Genomic DNA, 16,038 nt, shown 5'->3' with positions numbered 1-16,038 from the left:
CCGGCCTGACCGCATGCGGCCGGCGGTTGCCAGTTTTGCTGTTTCCGCGGGCCAAACTGCAAGCCATTCCCGTTTCGAAGGATTTCGCCGCGGGATCCCGCGTCGATGCCGCCGCATCGCGGCCGGCTTGCCACTCTTCTCTTACACATCTCGTACACATGGATACCTATATCCGAGAATGAAGCTTTCCCCTAAGCTGACGATGCGTGGAATGGGAGCATGGATTGCGCGGATTTGGCGAAGGCTTGATCGAGAGGCCGCAAACGGTTGCCGAGCAGGTCGCCAATGTCTTGCGCGAGGCCATTGCCAGCGGGACCCTGAAGGCCGGCACGACGTTGCGCCAGGATGATCTGGCCGAGCAGTTTGGCTTCAGCCGGATGCCAATCCGGGACGCCCTTCGTCAGCTCGAGGCCGAAGGCATCGTATCCATCCACCCGACAAAGGGTGCGCACGTCGCCAGAATGGACGGCGACGAGATCCGCGAAATCTATGCCGTGCGCGAACTGCTCGAGTGCGAGGCGCTGCGGCTCTCCATCCTCGGCCTGCCCGGCGGCAAGCTGGACGAGGCCGAACAGGTGCTCGATCAGATCGATGCCGAGCGCAATGTCGGCAGGTGGGGCGTGCTGAACCGGGCCTTTCATCTGGCGCTTTATGACGCCTGCGGCAATCGCCGGTTGCTCGGCCTGATCGAGGCGCACCATAATGCCGCCGACCGCTACGTCCGTATCCTGTTGTCGAACCTCGACTACCGCACCCGCTCGCAGACGGAGCATCGCGACCTCTTGGCCGCTTGCCGGCGACGCGACGCCGGCAAGGCCGTCAGCATTTTGACGCAGCATCTGCGCCAAGGCAGCGAGACATTGGTCAACGCCATAGAAGGCGACGGTCTGTCGCGAAAACCTTAGAACTTGTCCAACCCAATAGATGCGTGACGGTCTGTACGCCTTGCGCCTGGCAGCTGCCGTCAACCACGCTGCTTTTCAGTTGTGCTCATATTTGATCAAATAGACGAATTGGTTCTAGATTTTTTCCCAGAAATGGGTTTTGAAGGGCATTCCGACGAGAAGAATGATCAAATTGGAAAGGCTGGGCCATTGACGGTGCAAAAGGAAGAGATCGACATCCAGAATGCGCTGGCTCTTGCCGAGCGCTTCACGATGGCCGGCCGGCGCGCCTTGGTGACCGGCGGCAGCGTCAGCATCGGTCGTGAGATCGTGCGGGTTTTTGCCGAGGCGGGCGCCGATGTGGCCGTCCATTTCGCTCGCGACGCCGACGTGGCATTCGGGCAGCCGGATGCGGCCGCCGAAGCTGTCCGTGAAATTCTCGGGAAGGGCAGGCGCGGCGTCGCCATCGATGCTGATTTCGCTCGGGCCGGGGAGGCGGCCCGCTGTGTCCAGGCGGCGATCGAGGCGTTGGGTGGTGTGGACGTGCTTGTCGTCTGCGCCTCGATCCAGTACCGCACACCGTTCCTCGACCTTCCCGCCGAGCAGATCGAGCGCCAGATCCAGATCAACTTCAAGGCGACGATCGAACTGCTGCAGGCCGCCTTGCCCGGCATGAAGGACAGTGGCTGGGGCCGTGTGCTGACGATCGGCAGCATCAACCAAACGCGGCCCGAATCCGATCTCGCCGTCTATGCCGCGCTGAAGAGCGCGCAGCACAATCTGTCGTTCAACCTTGCCAAGGATTATGCGCCGTACGGGGTGACGATCAACAATTTGTCGCCGGGACTTGTCGTTACCGAGCGCAATCGCTGGCGCCGCGAGGACGCGGCCAAATGGGCCGAGATCCAGGAGGGGTCCGCCCCGATGCAGCGCGCCGGCGAGGCGCGCGAGATGGCGGGAGCGGCGTTGCTGCTTTGCTCCGACGCCGGCAGCTTCATCACCGGAGCGGACCTGCAGGCGACGGGTGGCCGTCATCTCGGCTGGCAATAACAGAGGCTAACCGGCGAAAGCCGGCTCCGGCAGTCCGGCCACGCCGACATCGAGCGCAAGCAGGCAACCTGCCAGAGGCTCCTTGGCCAGTTGAGCCTCCGTCAGCTTTTGCGTCGCGGTGGTCACATACAGTGTCTTCATGTCCGGGCCGCCGAAGGCGCAGGAGGTCGGCTGGGTGACTGGCAGAGGGACCAGCCTGTCGAGCCGGCCGTCGGGCGCGAACCGCGCCAGCGAGCCGCCTTGGTAGCGCGCATTCCAGAGGAAGCCGTCCGCATCGACGGTGGCGCCGTCGGGCTTTCCAGGCGCCGCGTGCCGGTCGGCGAACAGGGACCACGGCCCCACAAATCCGGTCGCCGGGTCGAAATCCGCCCGCTCTATGTCGCCTTGCCGTGTATCCGTGAAGTAGACGGTGCGGCCATCCGGGGCAAAGGCGATCGCATTGGGCACGGCGATCCCGTCGCGGATCCGGCTCGAACTTCCGGCGGCGTTGATCCGGTAAAGCGCCCCGGACGCATGCAGCCCATAGTCCCACATGCTGCCGCAGACTATGCCGCCGCCGGGATCGCACTTCATGTCGTTCAGCCGATGCTCGGGCGGCCCGTCCTCCACGCGCGCCAACAGGCTCAGTGCGCCGCTGGCGGGATCGAATGCCTGAAGACCTTGCCGCAAGGCCACGACGACACCGCCCGATGCTCGTGGAACCACCGAGCCGATGACCTCAGGCATCGGCCACGACGTCACCGCTCCTGTCTCGGGTCGCAGCCTGTGCAGGCAAGGGCGCCGCAGGTCGACCCAGAACAACTCTCCGCCCCGCGCCAGCCATGTCGGCGATTCGCCGAGCGTGTCGCCCGTCGACGCCGCGACCTCCAACCGGGCCGTCATTGCCGGCCGATATCGGGTTTGGGATCGACGGCGATGCGCGCCAGGAGGTCGTGTTTGGCCTTTTCGATATGCGCGCCCATCAAGGTCGCCGCCGAGCCGGCATCCTGGCGCTCTATGGCCCGGATGATATGGCGATGATCGTCGATGACGCCATGGAAGCGCCCCTCGTCATAGCCGTAGCGTTGCCAGATCGCCGCCACCAGTAGCCAGTTCCGGTCCACCATCGACAGCGCGCCCGGATTGCCCGCCGCCTCGTTGATGACGCCATGAAAGATGTTGTTGGCATGCGGGACGGCAAGGAAGTCGTCGCTGGCCACCCTTTGCTCCAGCATGTCCTGCGCGGCTTTCAGATCGCGCAGATGCTCGGCGGTGCGCCGTTCGCTGGCGCGGCGCGCCAGCATCGTTTCGACGGCGCTGCGGATATCGAACAGGTCGATCACAAACGACATGTGGACCGTCCTGACGCTGGCGCCGCGATTGGGTTCCAGCACGACCAGCCCGGTGCCGCTCAAGGCGCGCAAGGCCTCGCGCACCGGCATGTGGCTCACGCCATAACGGCCGGCGAGATCGTCGATCCTCAGCCTTGCCCCGAATGGAATGGCTCCGGAAACGATGTCGTCACGAAGAAGCTTCTGAACGTCGGGAATACGCGCCATGCATCCAAGCCTACCCTGATTTGAGCAAATATTGCTCGCACGGCGATCGAAAGAAGTCAATTTTGCCCTTGCCAAGGCGACATTTGATCAAATATTGAGATTTAAAGAGATCGCCACGCTCGCGACGGTTGGAAACGCCAATGCCACTGCCTGCCTCCGGTGCCGGGAAAATCGACGGCCTGCCGCCATTCATTGGCTACAGGCGGGCCGACGGCCGCGCCGGAATCCGCAATTATGTGCTGATCCTGTGCATCAATGGTTTGGCGCTGCGTGTCAGCGAGCGAATCGCGGCGGGTCTCGAAGGCGCGCTTCTGGCCGCGACGAGCGCGGGCAGGGGGCACATCGAGCCGGACCTCGGCCTGCATCTTGATCAACTTGTCGGTCTCGGCCGCAATCCGAACGCCGCCGCCGTTCTGGTGGTCGGAGTGGATTCGGCGACGACCGAGATGGTCGCGGCCCGCATTTCGGCTTGCGGCAAGCCGGTCGCCAGCGTTTCCTTCGCCGAGCAGCATGAGGACATGCTGTCGGTCATGGGCGAGGGCATCAGGCGCGGCGCGGCGCTGCTGCGCGAGGCTTCGCGGATCCGGCGCGAGACCTTGCCCGGCGCGCAGCTGGTGGTCGGCATCGAGTGTGGCCATTCCGACGCGACCTCGGGTCTGGTCAGCAATCCGGTCGTGGGGGCCGCGGTCGATCTTCTGGTTTCGCATGGCGGCACCGTCATTGTCGGTGAGACCGTCGAGTGGCTGGGGGCAGAACATATACTCGCGGCGCGCGCCCGCGATGCAACGGTGGCACGACAGATCCTGCAGGCTGTGGAGCGCAAGGAAGGCTTCGCCGCCGCGTCCGGCCACAGCCTGACCGGCAACAATCCGGGCGAGGAGAATATACGCGGCGGGTTGAGCACGATCGAGGAGAAGTCGCTCGGCGCCCTGGCCAAGACGGGAACTTGCCGGATCGACGGCGTGCTCGGCATGGCCGAGCCGGTCACCACCGGCGGCCTCTACCTCATGGACGGTCCGTCCTTCTCGCCGGAATCGATGACAGGCTTCGCCGCGGCCGGTGCCCAGATCATGCTGTTCACAACCGGACCAGGCAACAGCACCGCGAGCGCGCTCGCGCCGACGATCAAGATCACGGCGCGGCGCGAGACGGCCCGCCGGCTGCCTGAGCAGATCGATTTCGACGCCAGCCCGGTTTCGGAGGGGACCGAAACCGTCACCGAAGCGGCAAACCGGCTGCTGGCGACCATCCTCGATGTCGCCGGTGGCACGCTCACCTTCGGCGAGATTTTGGGAGAAGGGCTCGAAGTTCCGACCCGCGTGCGAGGCTCGTTGTGACGGCTATCTCCTCGAACGACGCCGGCCAAAGGACACTGCGCTTTGCGCGCCTGGCCAGCCTGTTCGTGTATTTGCGCACGATGGGCCTGTTCGTGATCGCTTGGTATGTCGCATCGTTCTTCGTGCCTTCGAAGCTGCTCTTGCCGTCGCCGGTGGCGGTTGCGCTTGCGCTGCGCGATACGGCCCTCAACGGCGAACTGCTCGGCAATGCAGGGATCAGCCTTGTCCGGCTGCTGGCAAGCGTCGCGGCGGCCGCCGCGATGGCGGTGCCGCTCGGACTGCTGATGGGCCGCAGCCGGCTCTGGAACGATCTGCTTGAACTGCCGGTGGAGATCCTGCGGCCGATAGCCGGCATCGCCTGGATACCGCTTGCGCTCTACATCTTCGGCATCGGCCATCGGCTGCCGCTCTTCATCATGTTCTATACCGCCTTCTTCCCGCTGCTGGTCGGCACCGCCGCGGGCGCCGCCTCCGTCGACAGGCGGCTCGTCGCGGCGGCCAGCACGATGGGCCTATCCGGACCGGCGATCATGCGGCGCGTCATCGTTCCGGCGGCGCTGCCGGCGATCCTGGTCTCGGCCCGGCTTGCCGTGGCGGCGTCGTGGACCGCCGTCGTCGCTGCCGAACTGGTAGGGGCGCCGAACGGCCTCGGCTACGCCATCGAATACTACCGCAGCATGCTGTCGACGCCGACGGTGATGGCTTTCATCGTCACCATCGGCCTGCTCGGCTTCCTGACGGACAAGGGGTTGCGCTGGCTCTCGGATGTCTTGACCCCATGGGCGCGGACGGAGGCAGCGCGATGAAAAGGCTTGCGCTTCGCCTCGTCGTTCCCGTGCTGCTGCTGGTCGTCTGGGAAGCTCTCGCTTCCGGCTCCGCTCAGGCGCCACGTCCCAGCACGGTCGCCGAAACGGCCATTTCCATGCTGCGCGACGGCGATCTCGCGGCCGGTCTTGCCACCAGCCTCGGACGGGTCTTCGCCGGCTTCGCGGCAGCCGCGCTGCTGGCGATCCCGCTTGGCATCGCCATGGGCAGCATCCCGGCCGTCGAGCGCAATCTCGATCCGCTGGTCGAGACCTTCCGGCCGATAGCGGCACTTGCCATCTTGCCCCTGGTTATCCTCTGGTTGGGCTCGGGTTCCAGGGCAGCGGTCGCCATCGTTGCCTATGCCGCCTTCTTCCCGATCCTGATCAACACCATCTCGGGCGTGAAGCGTATCGAGCCCAGTCTGATGCGCGCCGCGCTGACCATGGGGCTGGCGCCGCTGACGCGGATGCGGGTGGTGCTGCTGCCGGCCGCCTTGCCATCCATTCTGGTCGGCATGCGCATCGGCCTCGGCATCGCCTGGACGGCGATCATTGCCGCCGAACTTGCGGTCGGCGCCAAGTCCGGCAGCAGCGGCGGCATCGGCCAGATGATGTTCGTCTTCTACGCCTACTCGATCAACCTCAACGGCATGGTGGTCTGCATGATCGCGGTCGGCATCGTAGCCTTCGCGCTCGACCGCATCCTGCGTGCCGCACTCGCCTTCGCCGTACCGTGGAGCCAGCCATGAGCGATGCCAAGATCCGCCTCGACGGCGTCAGCAAATCCTTCGGGGGATCTGCCTCCGTGGTGGCGGTCGACAGCCTGTCGCTGGACATCAGGGCCGGCGAGTTCATGGCTATCGTCGGCCCGTCCGGATGCGGCAAGACGACCGTTCTCAACATGCTCGCCGGCCTCGACAGGCCGACGTCGGGCACGATGAGCCTGAACGGCAGGCCGATCGAAGGACCGGGGGCCGAACGCGGCGTGATGTTCCAGGACTATGCCCTGTTTCCCTGGCGCACCGTGCGCGGCAATGTCGAGTTCGGATTGATCTATGGGCCGGCCGGGCGAGGGCTTTCGCCCGCGCAGCGCGCCGACCGCGTCAACCGCACCGTCGAAATGGTCGGCCTGACCGGCTCCGAGGACAAGTACCCGCACCAGCTATCGGGCGGCATGCGCCAGCGCGTGGCACTGGCGCGCCTGATGGCGAACGAGCCGGAAATCCTGCTGATGGACGAGCCGCTGGCGGCGCTGGACGCGCAGACCCGCGTCATCCTGCAAGACGAATTGCTGCGCATCTGGGGGCAGGACCGCCCCGCCACCCTGCGGCGGACGGTCGTCTTCATCACGCACGCCATAGACGAGGCGGTGTTCCTGGCCGACCGGGTCGCGGTGCTCAGCAGCCATCCGGGCCGCCTGAAGCAGGTCATCGACATCGACCTGCCCAGGCCGCGCGGCGACGAGACGCGGCGCTCCGGCGATTTCGCCAGGCTCAGCCAATCGATCTGGGAACTGATCCGCGAAGAGGCTTACCGCGCAACGATGAACTGAAGCGACAACAGGGAGAGGATTGTCATGAGGAAACTTCTGGAAACCGCATTCAACCGACGCGCAGTCCTGAGTGGTGCCGCGGCTGCCGTGCTGGCCATGCCATCGATCGTGCGGGCGCAGGATCGCAAGCCGGCCAAGGTCTCAATCGGCCGCCAGCCTTACGCGGCCGGCAACTCGCCGCTGACGCAACGCATGATCAACGAAAAGCTGCTGGAGAAGGCGGCTGCCGAACTCGGCTACGACCTGACAGTCGACTGGCGCGACTATCCCTCCGCGCTGCCGATGGTGGAAGCTTTCGTCTCCGGCGATCTCGACATCGGCATGTGGGGCAACACGCCGATCGTGCGGCTGCTTTCGCAGGCGCAGCCGATCAACATTCTCACCGTCGGCGAGGGCCACATGCGCATGGTGCTGGCGACCCGCAAGGGCTCCGCCATCAAGAACATCGGTGACCTCAAGGGCAAGACCGTCGGCGCGCTTGTCGGCGGCGATCCCTACAACGCGCTCTCGCAAATGCTGCTGCAGGAACTGGGCGACGCCGACCCGCGCGCCTTCGGCATCAACATCGTCAACACGCCGACCCAGGCCGTTGCCGCGTCCCTGCCGGAGGGCATGGACGCGTCGGTGGTGATCTACCCGGCCTTCCTGAAGGCGAATGCCGAAACCGGCCTCACCGGGATCATGAATTCGTTCGGCTATACCGAGGCCGGCTACAGCGGACCCGCGGGCGAGGGCGAGGGGCACATGCTGCCCGGTGTCAAGAAGTCGAAATTCTACCCCGACGGCTACTACCTGCATCGCTCCTTCTGGATATGCAGCGATCGAATCGTCGGCGACGATGCCGCGCTCGGCCAAGCCTTCCTGACGGCCGCGCAACGCGCGCTCGCCGATCTCCAGAAGATCGACCCGCGGGAGATCTCGCAGTCGGTTGTCAAATATTGGGGGCTCGATCCCGCGCTGGGCGCCAAGGTCATCGGCGACGAGGTGCTTTTCCAGCGCGGCTGGATCTGGCCGACCGAAGGCGATGCAGCGGCGATCAGCCAGATCTCCCAGTTCATGGTTGCCGGCAAGATGATTCCTGAGGCGCTGAGCTGGGACCAGGTCAAGGCGGCCTTCGGCAAAGCGGCGCCGCTGCTTCAGAAAGCCTATGAGGGCACGGGCAAGGTCCCGGACGAAAGCGGCTTCACCGACAAGAATGCCAAGGATCTGCGTGGCCTGCCGGCATGGCAGCTCGACCAGTGGAAAGTGCCGTCCTGAGGAGTTCGGGCGGCACGCGCATTCGCAGTAGAGTCATTCAGGGAAGGAAGCTGATCCATGACGTCAGTCGGTTTTGTCGGACTTGGAACCATGGGCGCACCGATGGCCCGCAACGTGCTCAAGGCGGGGCACCCACTGACGGTCTTCGACCTCAATCCCGCGGCGGTGAAAAAACTGGTCGACGCCGGCGCCCGGGCGGCGGCGTCGCCGCGCGAGGTTGCGCAGCAATCGGAAATCGTCATCACCATGCTGCCGGATGCGCCTGATGTGGAGGCCGCCGTGCTCGGTGCCGACGGCATCGGTCAGGGCCTCAAGGCCGGCAGCCTCTATATCGACATGAGCACGATCGACCCGCAGACCACCCAGCGCATCGGAGCATGGCTGGCGCAGCGCGGCGTCGACATGATCGACAGCCCGGTCGGCAAGACGGTGGAGCACGCCATCGCCGGAACCTCGACGCTGATGATCGGCGGCGATGCCGCCGTGCTGGAGCGCGCCCGCCCGATCCTGTCGAGCATGGGGGCCGACCTCATCCATTGCGGCGGGCTCGGCATGGGGCAGGCAATGAAGCTCACCAACAACCTGCTGGCCAGCGTGCTGATCACGGCCAGCTCCGAGGCGCTGGTCGCCGGCGCCAAGGCGGGCCTGACGCTCGACACCATGATCAGCGTGCTGAAGACGACGATGGCCTGGAACCAGCAATTGGCGGTGGCGATGCACAATCGCGCGCTCAAGGGCGACTTCGAGCCCGGCTTCATGGTCAAGCTTGCCCACAAGGATTGCCGGCTTGCCCTGGCGATGAACGATGCGCTCGGCGTCGAGACGCCGGTCGGGGGCGCCACGCTCGCCGTGCTCAGGGAGGCGATGGACGCCGGCATGTCCGGCAAGGACGTCGGCGCCGTGCTGAAGCTGCGCGAAGACGCGACCGGCGTCCAGGTCCGGCTTGCCGGCGCATGACCAAGCCTGGAGCCATAGTGCTGCACGCTGACGACGACGTGGCTGTCCTCGTCGAACCAGTCGAGGCAGGCGCCGAAGTGACGACGCGAGGCGCCCGCGAGGGGCTTGTCCTCAAGGCCGGCGCCGCGCTGCAAGCCGGCCATAAGCTGGCGTTGCATGACTTGGCCGCCGGCTCCATCATACGCAAATACGGCGAGGCGATCGGCCGCCTGACGGCTGCCGTGGCGGCCGGCGACCACGTCCACGTGCACAATCTGCAAAGCCTGCGCGGACGCTGACGCCGGACCAGCATCCCGAACAGGCCGGACCTTATCGATCGGCCATGGCCACGCCGTCCTTGCGGTTGCCTCCTGGCCGGTTCACTGCCACATATTGCAACATCATTCGTTCGATATGAGGCTCTTCATGTCCCCCGACAGCCGTCTGCCGGCACGTGCCCTTGCTCCCCGCCGCCATGACGAGATCCTGAGGCGCCTGGGCGTCCAGGGCTCCGTCAGCGTCGCCGAACTGGCCGGTTTCTTCGACGTCTCGCGCGAGACCATCCGCCGCGACCTGAAGCTGCTTTCCGACCAGGGACGGCTCGGCATCGTGCATGGCGGCGCCGCTCGCTTCGAGCCGAGCGAGCCGGCGATGGAGCGCATCACCGCCCGCGCCACGGGATCGTAGCGCTGCCTCAGCCGGGTTTGCGTTCGACGATGTAGATGTGGTCCGCGGCCAGCACCACTTCATCGCGCTGGTTGATCACCTCGCAGCGCTCGATCACCCGGCCCGCGGCCGGCCGCTTCGGATCGTCCTCTTTGGCTGCGATGGTGGTGCGCGTGCGGATCGTGTCGCCGATGAACACCGGTTTGATGAAACGCAGCCGGTCATATCCATAGGAGAAGGCAACCGGGTTGACGACGCTCGCCGTCAGTCCGATCCCGACCGAGAACACCAGCGTGCCGTGTGCGATGCGCTGGCCGAACGGCGTCGTCTTCATGAACTCGGCGTCCATATGGTGTGGGAAGAAATCGCCGGTGTGTCCGGCATGGACGATGAAGTCGGTCTCGGTAATGGTGCGGCCGCTGGTCAGCCGCGAGGAGCCGATCTCGTAGTCTTCGAAATAAATTGTCTGTTCCATGTCCTGCCTTACGGCTTTTCGGCCAGCGGCGTCGCCGGCGCCGCGCTCGATTTATAGGCGGCTTCCACCAGCGCCATCGTGCTCCAGGCGTCCTCGACCGAGCTGACCAACTCCTCGTCTTCCCCGCAAGCAAAGCGCTGGACATTGGCCATGCGCCCGACAAAGGCATCGGGGAACCATTCGCCGGCGAGTGGCACGGCAATCCAATCCGTCCCGCCTTTCGGGTATATCTCCAGGACATCCGGTTCGCCGCGGGGATAGTCGAGATTGAGGCCGAGTTTGAGATAGGCCGCGCCCTCGGTGCCGCAGATGCGGAATTCGCAGGCCTGGTGCCGGCGCCCGAACTTGTGATCATGATTGATCGACAGCGCGCAGCGCACGGTGTCGCCATAATCGAGGATGGCGCTGGTGCGCGTCTGAGCCACGGTATGGTTGGGGTGGCCGAGCGTCTTGGCGTGCACCCCTTTGGGATCGCCCAGCAATTGCCTGACGAGGTCGAGATAGTGGATCGAATGCATGGCGATCTCGACACGCGGCGCCTTGAGCAGGAATTCCCACAATTCCCAAGGAGTCGCCAGCGCCAGCCAGGCGTCGAAGTCGACGAACTCGCCGAGCCACCCCTTGGCGATGGCATCCTTGAGCGCCAGCATCATCGGCGCGAAACGCAGTTGGAAATTCACCGCAGCCTTGAGTTTCCTGGAGCGGCAGATTTCGAGGATTTCGGTTGCCTCGCCGAGATAGTTGCCCATCGGCTTCTGGATCAGTGCGACGGCCCCCTCGGGAAGCGCCTTCAGGATCTCGGCATGCCGACCGGGCGGTGTCGCGAGATCGAAGATCGCGTCGTTGATTCCGGCGGCTTCTTCCACGGAGCGGAATGCGGTGACCCCCCATTTCTCGGCCAGCGTCCGCGCCTTGGCCTGGTCCGGATCATAGAGGCCGGCAATCGGAAACTTGGCCTTCCGGTAGGCGGGAAAATGGGCATCGCCGACAATCGAACCTGCGCCAAAGGTGACGATCGGCCGGGGCTTTGTAGGCTTAGGCCAGGACTGGATGAGTGAGGCAGGGTCGAAACCGCCATCAGTCATGATGGAAGACCTCGTCCATCGAAGCCCACCATTCGCCCTCCTTGCGGGTCGCCAGCGGCTCCTGGCAAGGCATGCAGAGGGCCCACCATTCCTGCGTTTTCGGGTCTGCCGCCATCTTGGCCATGTCGGCGGCATAGTCGGTGCCATGGTATTCGAAATAGGCAAACAGCAGGTTCTCCGGCCGCTTCAGGTAGATCGAATAGTTCTTGATGTTGCAGGCCGAGATCATGGTCAGCACGTCGGGCCAGACGGCGGCATGGAGGCGGACATACTCCTCGACCTTTTCCGGCTTCAGTCCCAGCACCATTCCCATCCGCTGCATATCAGTTCTCCTATTTGGTGATCGCCGTGGTGAATTCGGCGATGCTCATGGCCTTGACCGCGTCCCAGTCCCAATCGATGCCGATGCCGGGCTCGTCGGGTGCCAGCGCCTGCCCATCCTCGATGCGCATGCGCTTGCCGGTCAACTGGTCAAGCTGCGGAATGTACTCGACATACCGGCCGTTCTGAACAGCGCAGGTGAGGCTGACATGCAATTCCATAAGGAAATGCGGGCAGACCGGGATGTCGAAGGCCTCCGCCGCGTGCGCCACTTTTAGCCAGGGCGTGATGCCGCCAATGCGACCGACATCGACCTGCACGATCGAACAGGCGCCTTTCTGCATGTATTCGCGGAAATGCCTGATGGAATAGAGCGACTCGCCGATGGCGATCGGCGTCGGCGTCGAGTTCGACAGCCTGACATGCCCATCGATGTCGTCCGCCGGCAGCGGCTCCTCGATCCAGGCGAGATCGAGTTCACGCAGCCTCGCCGCGCGGCGGATCGCCTCATCGACCGAAAATCCCTGATTGGCGTCGGTCATGATCTCGTAGCCGTCGCCCACCGCCTTGCGCACCGCCGCCAGCCGCGCCAGATCTTCCGATCCGTGCGGTTTGCCGATCTTCACCTTCGAGCCGCGAAAGCCCTTGGCCTTGGCGGCCAGCGCGTCATCGACCAGCGCCTGCGTCTCGATGTGCAGCCAGCCGCCCTCTGTCGTGTAGAGCGGGCAGCGGTCCTTGGCGCCGCCGGCGAGCTTCCACAGCGGCAGGCCCTGTTTCTTCGCCCTGAGATCCCACAGCGCCGTGTCGATCGCGGCTATGGCTATGGCGGTGATCGCGCCGATGGTCGTTGCGTGGGTGGCGAATTCGAGATCGTGCCAGATCGCCTCGATCATGTCGGGGTCGCGGCCGATCAGGCGCGGCGCCAGATGGTCGGACAAAAGCCGCATCACCGACGAGCCGCCGGTGCCGATCGTGTAGCTGTAGCCGGTGCCGACGGCGCCGTCGGAATCGGTGATCGTGACGAGAGGCGTTTCCTGGCTGACGAAGCTCTGGATCGCATCGGTGCGCTTGACCTTGGGCACAAGGTCCACCATCCGCAGTTCTATTTTCTCGATCTTGGCCATGTCTCAGCTCCGCAATGACTTTCCGGTGTCGGCGGCAAACAGATGCGCCTGCGACAGGTCGAGGCTCATGGCCACCCGCTCGCCCGATCCAAGCGGTCGTGGGTTCAGCATCCGCGACACCCAGTCTTGGCGGTTGAATTCGACGAACACCAGCGTCTCGTTGCCGAGCGGCTCAGTGACCGTGATCGGCAATTCGATCTGGTGGACATCGGCCGCGCCGCCGGAACTGATACCATGGCCGGTCGGATAGATGTCGTCGGGCCGCAGCCCGAACACCACCTTGTCACCCCGGGCGACATTGGGTTTGAACTGGTTGGGCAGTGGCAGCTTCTCGCCACTGGCGAAAACCAGTTGGCCGTCATCGATCGTCGCCTCGTGCAAATTCATCGGCGGCGAGCCGATGAAGCCCGCGACGAACCGTGTCGCCGGCCGCCGGAACACCTCGTCTGGGGTGCCGACCTGTTCGATATGGCCGTCGCGCATGATCACGATGCGGTCGGCAAGCGTCATCGCCTCGACCTGGTCATGGGTGACATAGATCACCGTCGACCGCACCTTGGCGTGCAGCTTCTTGATTTCGGTCCGCATCTGCGTGCGCAGTTTGGCGTCGAGATTGGAAAGCGGCTCGTCGAACAGGAACACGTCGGGATCGCGTACGATGGCGCGGCCCATGGCGACACGCTGGCGCTGGCCGCCGGAAAGCTGCGACGGGCGACGGTCGAGGAGCGTGTCGAGGCCGAGGATGGCCGAGGCTTCGGCGACGCGGCGCTCCATGTCCTCCTTGGCGGCCCCGGCGATCTTCAGGGAGAAGCCGAGGTTCTCGCGCACCGTCATGTGCGGATAAAGCGCGTAGGACTGGAACACCATCGAGATGTTGCGCGAACGCGGCGGCAAATCGTTGACGACACGGCCGCCGATCTCGATCGAGCCGGCGCTGATCTCTTCCAGCCCGGCGATCATCCGGAGCGTCGTCGACTTGCCGCAGCCGGACGGACCGACCAGCGCGATGAATTCGCGGTCCGCGATGTCGAGGTCGATGCCGTGCACGATCCCGACATTGCCGTAGCGCTTGGTCAGCTTTTGGAGGGAAACCGTTGCCATGGGATCAGCCTTTCACCGCGCCGGAGGTCAAGCCGCCGACGAGGTGTTTCTGGACGATGTAGGTGAGGGTGAGCGCCGGGATGATCATCACCACGGCGAGCGCGCACATGCCGCGCCAGTCGATGGTGAACTCGGCCGTGTAGTCGAGCAGGCCGACCGGCAGCGTCTTGGCGCTGACCGAACGGGTCAGCTGCGAGGCCAGCGCAAACTCGTTCCAGCAGGTCAGAAAAGCAAAGATCGCGGCGGACGCGATGCCCGGCCCCGCAAGCGGGAACTCCACCTGCCAGAACGCCTGCCAGCGGGTGCAGCCGTCGATCTGCGCGGCTTCCGCGAGGTCCTTCGGCACCTGACGGAAGAAGCCGTCGATCAGCCAGATCGTAAACGGCACGTTGAGCGCGACATAGGCCAGGATCAGCCCGAAATGCGTGTCGATGATGCCGAGCCGCACGTAAAGGAAGAACAGCGGCAGCGACAGTGCGATGCCCGGCACCGTGCGCGTCAGCATCAGGCCGAGGAAGACGCCCGACTTGCCGCGGAAACGGTAGCGCGCGAAGGCATAGCCGCCGGCCATGCCGATGGCCACCGCGATCACCGTCGAGGTCACCGAGATGATCAGCGAGTTGCGGAAATATTCGATGACCGGGATGCCGCCCTTGCCAATGCCTGAGAACATCGCGACATAGGCGTCGAACGAGATCTGCTGGGGGATCCACACCGGCGGCTTGGCCATGATCTCCACCGTCGGCCGCAGCGACGAAAGCACGATCCACAGGCCGGGCAGGCAGATGGTCAGCATCGCCAGGAACAGGCCGATGCGATAGGCGATGCCCAGCAGCCGGCGCTTGAGGCGGGCGGAAGAATTCTCGTCCATCACCACTCCGCACCGATCTGCGTGCGCGCCGCGGCGAGCTTGTTGAAGAAATAGACGGTGAAGGCGATCGAAAGCAGGATCGAGAAATAGGCCATGGCGTTGGCCATGCCCATGCGCCCGTCGCTGTAGGCGGTGCGCGCCACCAGCGTCCACAAAAGCTCGGTGCGGCCGGCCGGTCCGCCATCGGTCATGATCTTGACGATGTCATAGGCGCGCGCGACGTCGAGCGAGCGTATGGTCATGGCGATATAGGCGAAAGGCATGACGAACGGCCACGTCACATAACGGAATGTCTGCCACGGCGTGCAGCCGTCGACGCGTGCCGCCTCGATGGGCTCCTTGGGCATGGCGAGCAGGCCGGCGAGGATCAGGATGGCGAAGATCGCCGTCGATGACCAGATCTCGGCGATCGAGATGGCGATGAAGGCTAGATGGCCTTCGATCAGCCACGGGATGGCATCCCTGGTGATGCCGAGCGATTGCAGGGCGTTGTTCACCAGGCCGATATTGTCGTTGAACATGAACTTGAACTGGAAGCCGACGAGGATCGGCGAGAACATCATCGGAAACATCATCAGCGTGCGCAGGATGCGCTGGCCTCGGGTCGCCTTTTCGACCAGCATGGCGAGGCCGAGGCCCAGCAGCATTTCGAGATTGAGCGCGATGGTCAGCAGCAGAACCGTGCGGCCGAACGCCCACCAGAAATCGGCGTTAGCCAGGATCGAGAGATAATTGCGGAAGCCGACAAAGACGAAGAACGTTTCGGGCTTGGTCAGCCGGAACGGCGTGAAGCTGGAATAGAGCGACAAAAGCAACGGCACCACGACGACCGCCGCCAGCACGATGATCGCCGGAAGCAGCAGCAGGAATGGCGCGGATGGCTTGAAGCCCTTCATTGGGACCCTGTGAGTTGCATTCGATTGCCGCCTGTCGAGCCCGGCGGGGCAGGCGTCGTCATCGTGGAACACCCGAGGCAGTGCGCGCCTTAAGACGCGCGCGCCTCCCCCATGACTGATGGGGGAGGCGGCCTTGGAG

Annotated in this window: 18 protein-coding genes and 1 pseudogene; 10 read left to right on the top strand and 9 right to left on the bottom strand. The window is 64.7% G+C overall.

Annotated features, from left to right (window positions below; translation table 11 throughout):
- Positions 1 to 224 precede the first annotated feature (224 nt).
- Positions 225 to 905 carry a GntR family transcriptional regulator gene (locus LB566_RS05345; protein WP_224623577.1) on the top strand — a complete coding sequence of 227 codons (681 nt, stop codon included), beginning with the start codon at positions 225 to 227 and terminating at the stop codon, positions 903 to 905.
- Positions 906 to 1,100: 195 nt separating this feature from the next.
- Positions 1,101 to 1,934, top strand: coding sequence for an SDR family NAD(P)-dependent oxidoreductase (locus tag LB566_RS05340; RefSeq protein WP_224623642.1), 834 nt, complete (start codon positions 1,101 to 1,103; stop codon positions 1,932 to 1,934).
- A 6-nt stretch (positions 1,935 to 1,940) separates the two neighbouring features.
- Here the strand turns inward: LB566_RS05340 and LB566_RS05335 are convergent, their stop codons facing one another.
- On the bottom strand, positions 1,941 to 2,816 hold the full coding sequence (locus LB566_RS05335; protein ID WP_224623576.1) for an SMP-30/gluconolactonase/LRE family protein: 876 nt from the start codon (positions 2,814 to 2,816) through the stop codon (positions 1,941 to 1,943).
- Positions 2,813 to 3,472, bottom strand: coding sequence for a GntR family transcriptional regulator (locus LB566_RS05330; protein ID WP_140497561.1), 660 nt, complete (start codon positions 3,470 to 3,472; stop codon positions 2,813 to 2,815). The genes LB566_RS05335 and LB566_RS05330 overlap by 4 nt, the downstream gene beginning before the upstream one ends.
- A gap of 140 nt (positions 3,473 to 3,612) precedes the next feature.
- Here LB566_RS05330 and LB566_RS05325 point away from each other — a divergent pair, with 140 nt between their 5' ends.
- The 8 genes and pseudogenes from LB566_RS05325 to LB566_RS05290 all read left to right on the top strand — a co-directional run.
- Positions 3,613 to 4,809, top strand: coding sequence for a UxaA family hydrolase (locus tag LB566_RS05325; RefSeq protein WP_224623575.1), 1,197 nt, complete (start codon positions 3,613 to 3,615; stop codon positions 4,807 to 4,809).
- Positions 4,806 to 5,615 carry an ABC transporter permease gene (locus LB566_RS05320; protein WP_224623574.1) on the top strand — a complete coding sequence of 270 codons (810 nt, stop codon included), beginning with the start codon at positions 4,806 to 4,808 and terminating at the stop codon, positions 5,613 to 5,615. Before LB566_RS05325 ends, LB566_RS05320 begins: the two co-directional genes overlap by 4 nt.
- Entirely contained in the window at positions 5,612 to 6,364 is a 753-nt protein-coding gene (locus tag LB566_RS05315; protein WP_224623573.1) for an ABC transporter permease, read from the top strand. Before LB566_RS05320 ends, LB566_RS05315 begins: the two co-directional genes overlap by 4 nt.
- Positions 6,361 to 7,167, top strand: coding sequence for an ABC transporter ATP-binding protein (locus LB566_RS05310; RefSeq protein WP_224623572.1), 807 nt, complete (start codon positions 6,361 to 6,363; stop codon positions 7,165 to 7,167). The genes LB566_RS05315 and LB566_RS05310 overlap by 4 nt, the downstream gene beginning before the upstream one ends.
- 24 nt (positions 7,168 to 7,191) lie before the next feature.
- A complete protein-coding gene (locus tag LB566_RS05305) occupies positions 7,192 to 8,424 on the top strand; it encodes an ABC transporter substrate-binding protein (protein WP_224623571.1) in 1,233 nt (410 codons plus the stop codon).
- Between the two features lie 57 nt (positions 8,425 to 8,481).
- Entirely contained in the window at positions 8,482 to 9,381 is a 900-nt protein-coding gene (locus LB566_RS05300; RefSeq protein ID WP_224623570.1) for an NAD(P)-dependent oxidoreductase, read from the top strand.
- Complete coding sequence (locus LB566_RS05295) at positions 9,378 to 9,659, top strand: UxaA family hydrolase (protein WP_140551265.1); 282 nt, start codon at positions 9,378 to 9,380, stop codon at positions 9,657 to 9,659. The genes LB566_RS05300 and LB566_RS05295 overlap by 4 nt, the downstream gene beginning before the upstream one ends.
- 127 nt (positions 9,660 to 9,786) lie before the next feature.
- Positions 9,787 to 10,014 (top strand): annotated as a pseudogene (locus LB566_RS05290) (DeoR family transcriptional regulator); the annotation flags it as partial.
- 40 nt (positions 10,015 to 10,054) lie between these two features.
- Here LB566_RS05290 and LB566_RS05285 read toward each other — a convergent pair.
- From LB566_RS05285 to LB566_RS05255, 7 genes are read right to left on the bottom strand one after another with little or no spacing between them, the layout of a single operon-like run.
- Entirely contained in the window at positions 10,055 to 10,501 is a 447-nt protein-coding gene (locus LB566_RS05285; protein ID WP_224623569.1) for a MaoC/PaaZ C-terminal domain-containing protein, read from the bottom strand.
- Positions 10,502 to 10,509: 8 nt separating this feature from the next.
- A complete protein-coding gene (locus LB566_RS05280) occupies positions 10,510 to 11,586 on the bottom strand; it encodes a Gfo/Idh/MocA family protein (RefSeq protein ID WP_224623568.1) in 1,077 nt (358 codons plus the stop codon).
- The gene (locus tag LB566_RS05275; protein ID WP_224623567.1) at positions 11,579 to 11,908 is read right to left on the bottom strand and encodes an L-rhamnose mutarotase; all 330 of its coding nucleotides are present in this window, start codon (positions 11,906 to 11,908) and stop codon (positions 11,579 to 11,581) included. The genes LB566_RS05280 and LB566_RS05275 overlap by 8 nt, the downstream gene beginning before the upstream one ends.
- Before the next feature lie 10 nt (positions 11,909 to 11,918).
- A complete protein-coding gene (locus LB566_RS05270) occupies positions 11,919 to 13,031 on the bottom strand; it encodes a mandelate racemase/muconate lactonizing enzyme family protein (RefSeq protein WP_140551261.1) in 1,113 nt (370 codons plus the stop codon).
- Between the two features lie 3 nt (positions 13,032 to 13,034).
- A complete protein-coding gene (locus LB566_RS05265) occupies positions 13,035 to 14,132 on the bottom strand; it encodes an ABC transporter ATP-binding protein (RefSeq protein ID WP_224623566.1) in 1,098 nt (365 codons plus the stop codon).
- A 4-nt stretch (positions 14,133 to 14,136) separates the two neighbouring features.
- Positions 14,137 to 15,003, bottom strand: coding sequence for a carbohydrate ABC transporter permease (locus LB566_RS05260; RefSeq protein WP_140564375.1), 867 nt, complete (start codon positions 15,001 to 15,003; stop codon positions 14,137 to 14,139).
- Positions 15,003 to 15,899: a carbohydrate ABC transporter permease gene (locus tag LB566_RS05255; protein ID WP_224623565.1), complete on the bottom strand. Its 897-nt coding sequence runs from the start codon at positions 15,897 to 15,899 to the stop codon at positions 15,003 to 15,005. Before LB566_RS05255 ends, LB566_RS05260 begins: the two co-directional genes overlap by 1 nt.
- Positions 15,900 to 16,038: the final 139 nt, after the last annotated feature.

Source organism: Mesorhizobium sp. CA13 (assembly GCF_020165235.1).
Taxonomy (GTDB): domain Bacteria; phylum Pseudomonadota; class Alphaproteobacteria; order Rhizobiales; family Rhizobiaceae; genus Mesorhizobium.
This window is presented reverse-complemented; position numbering and strand designations above follow the sequence as displayed.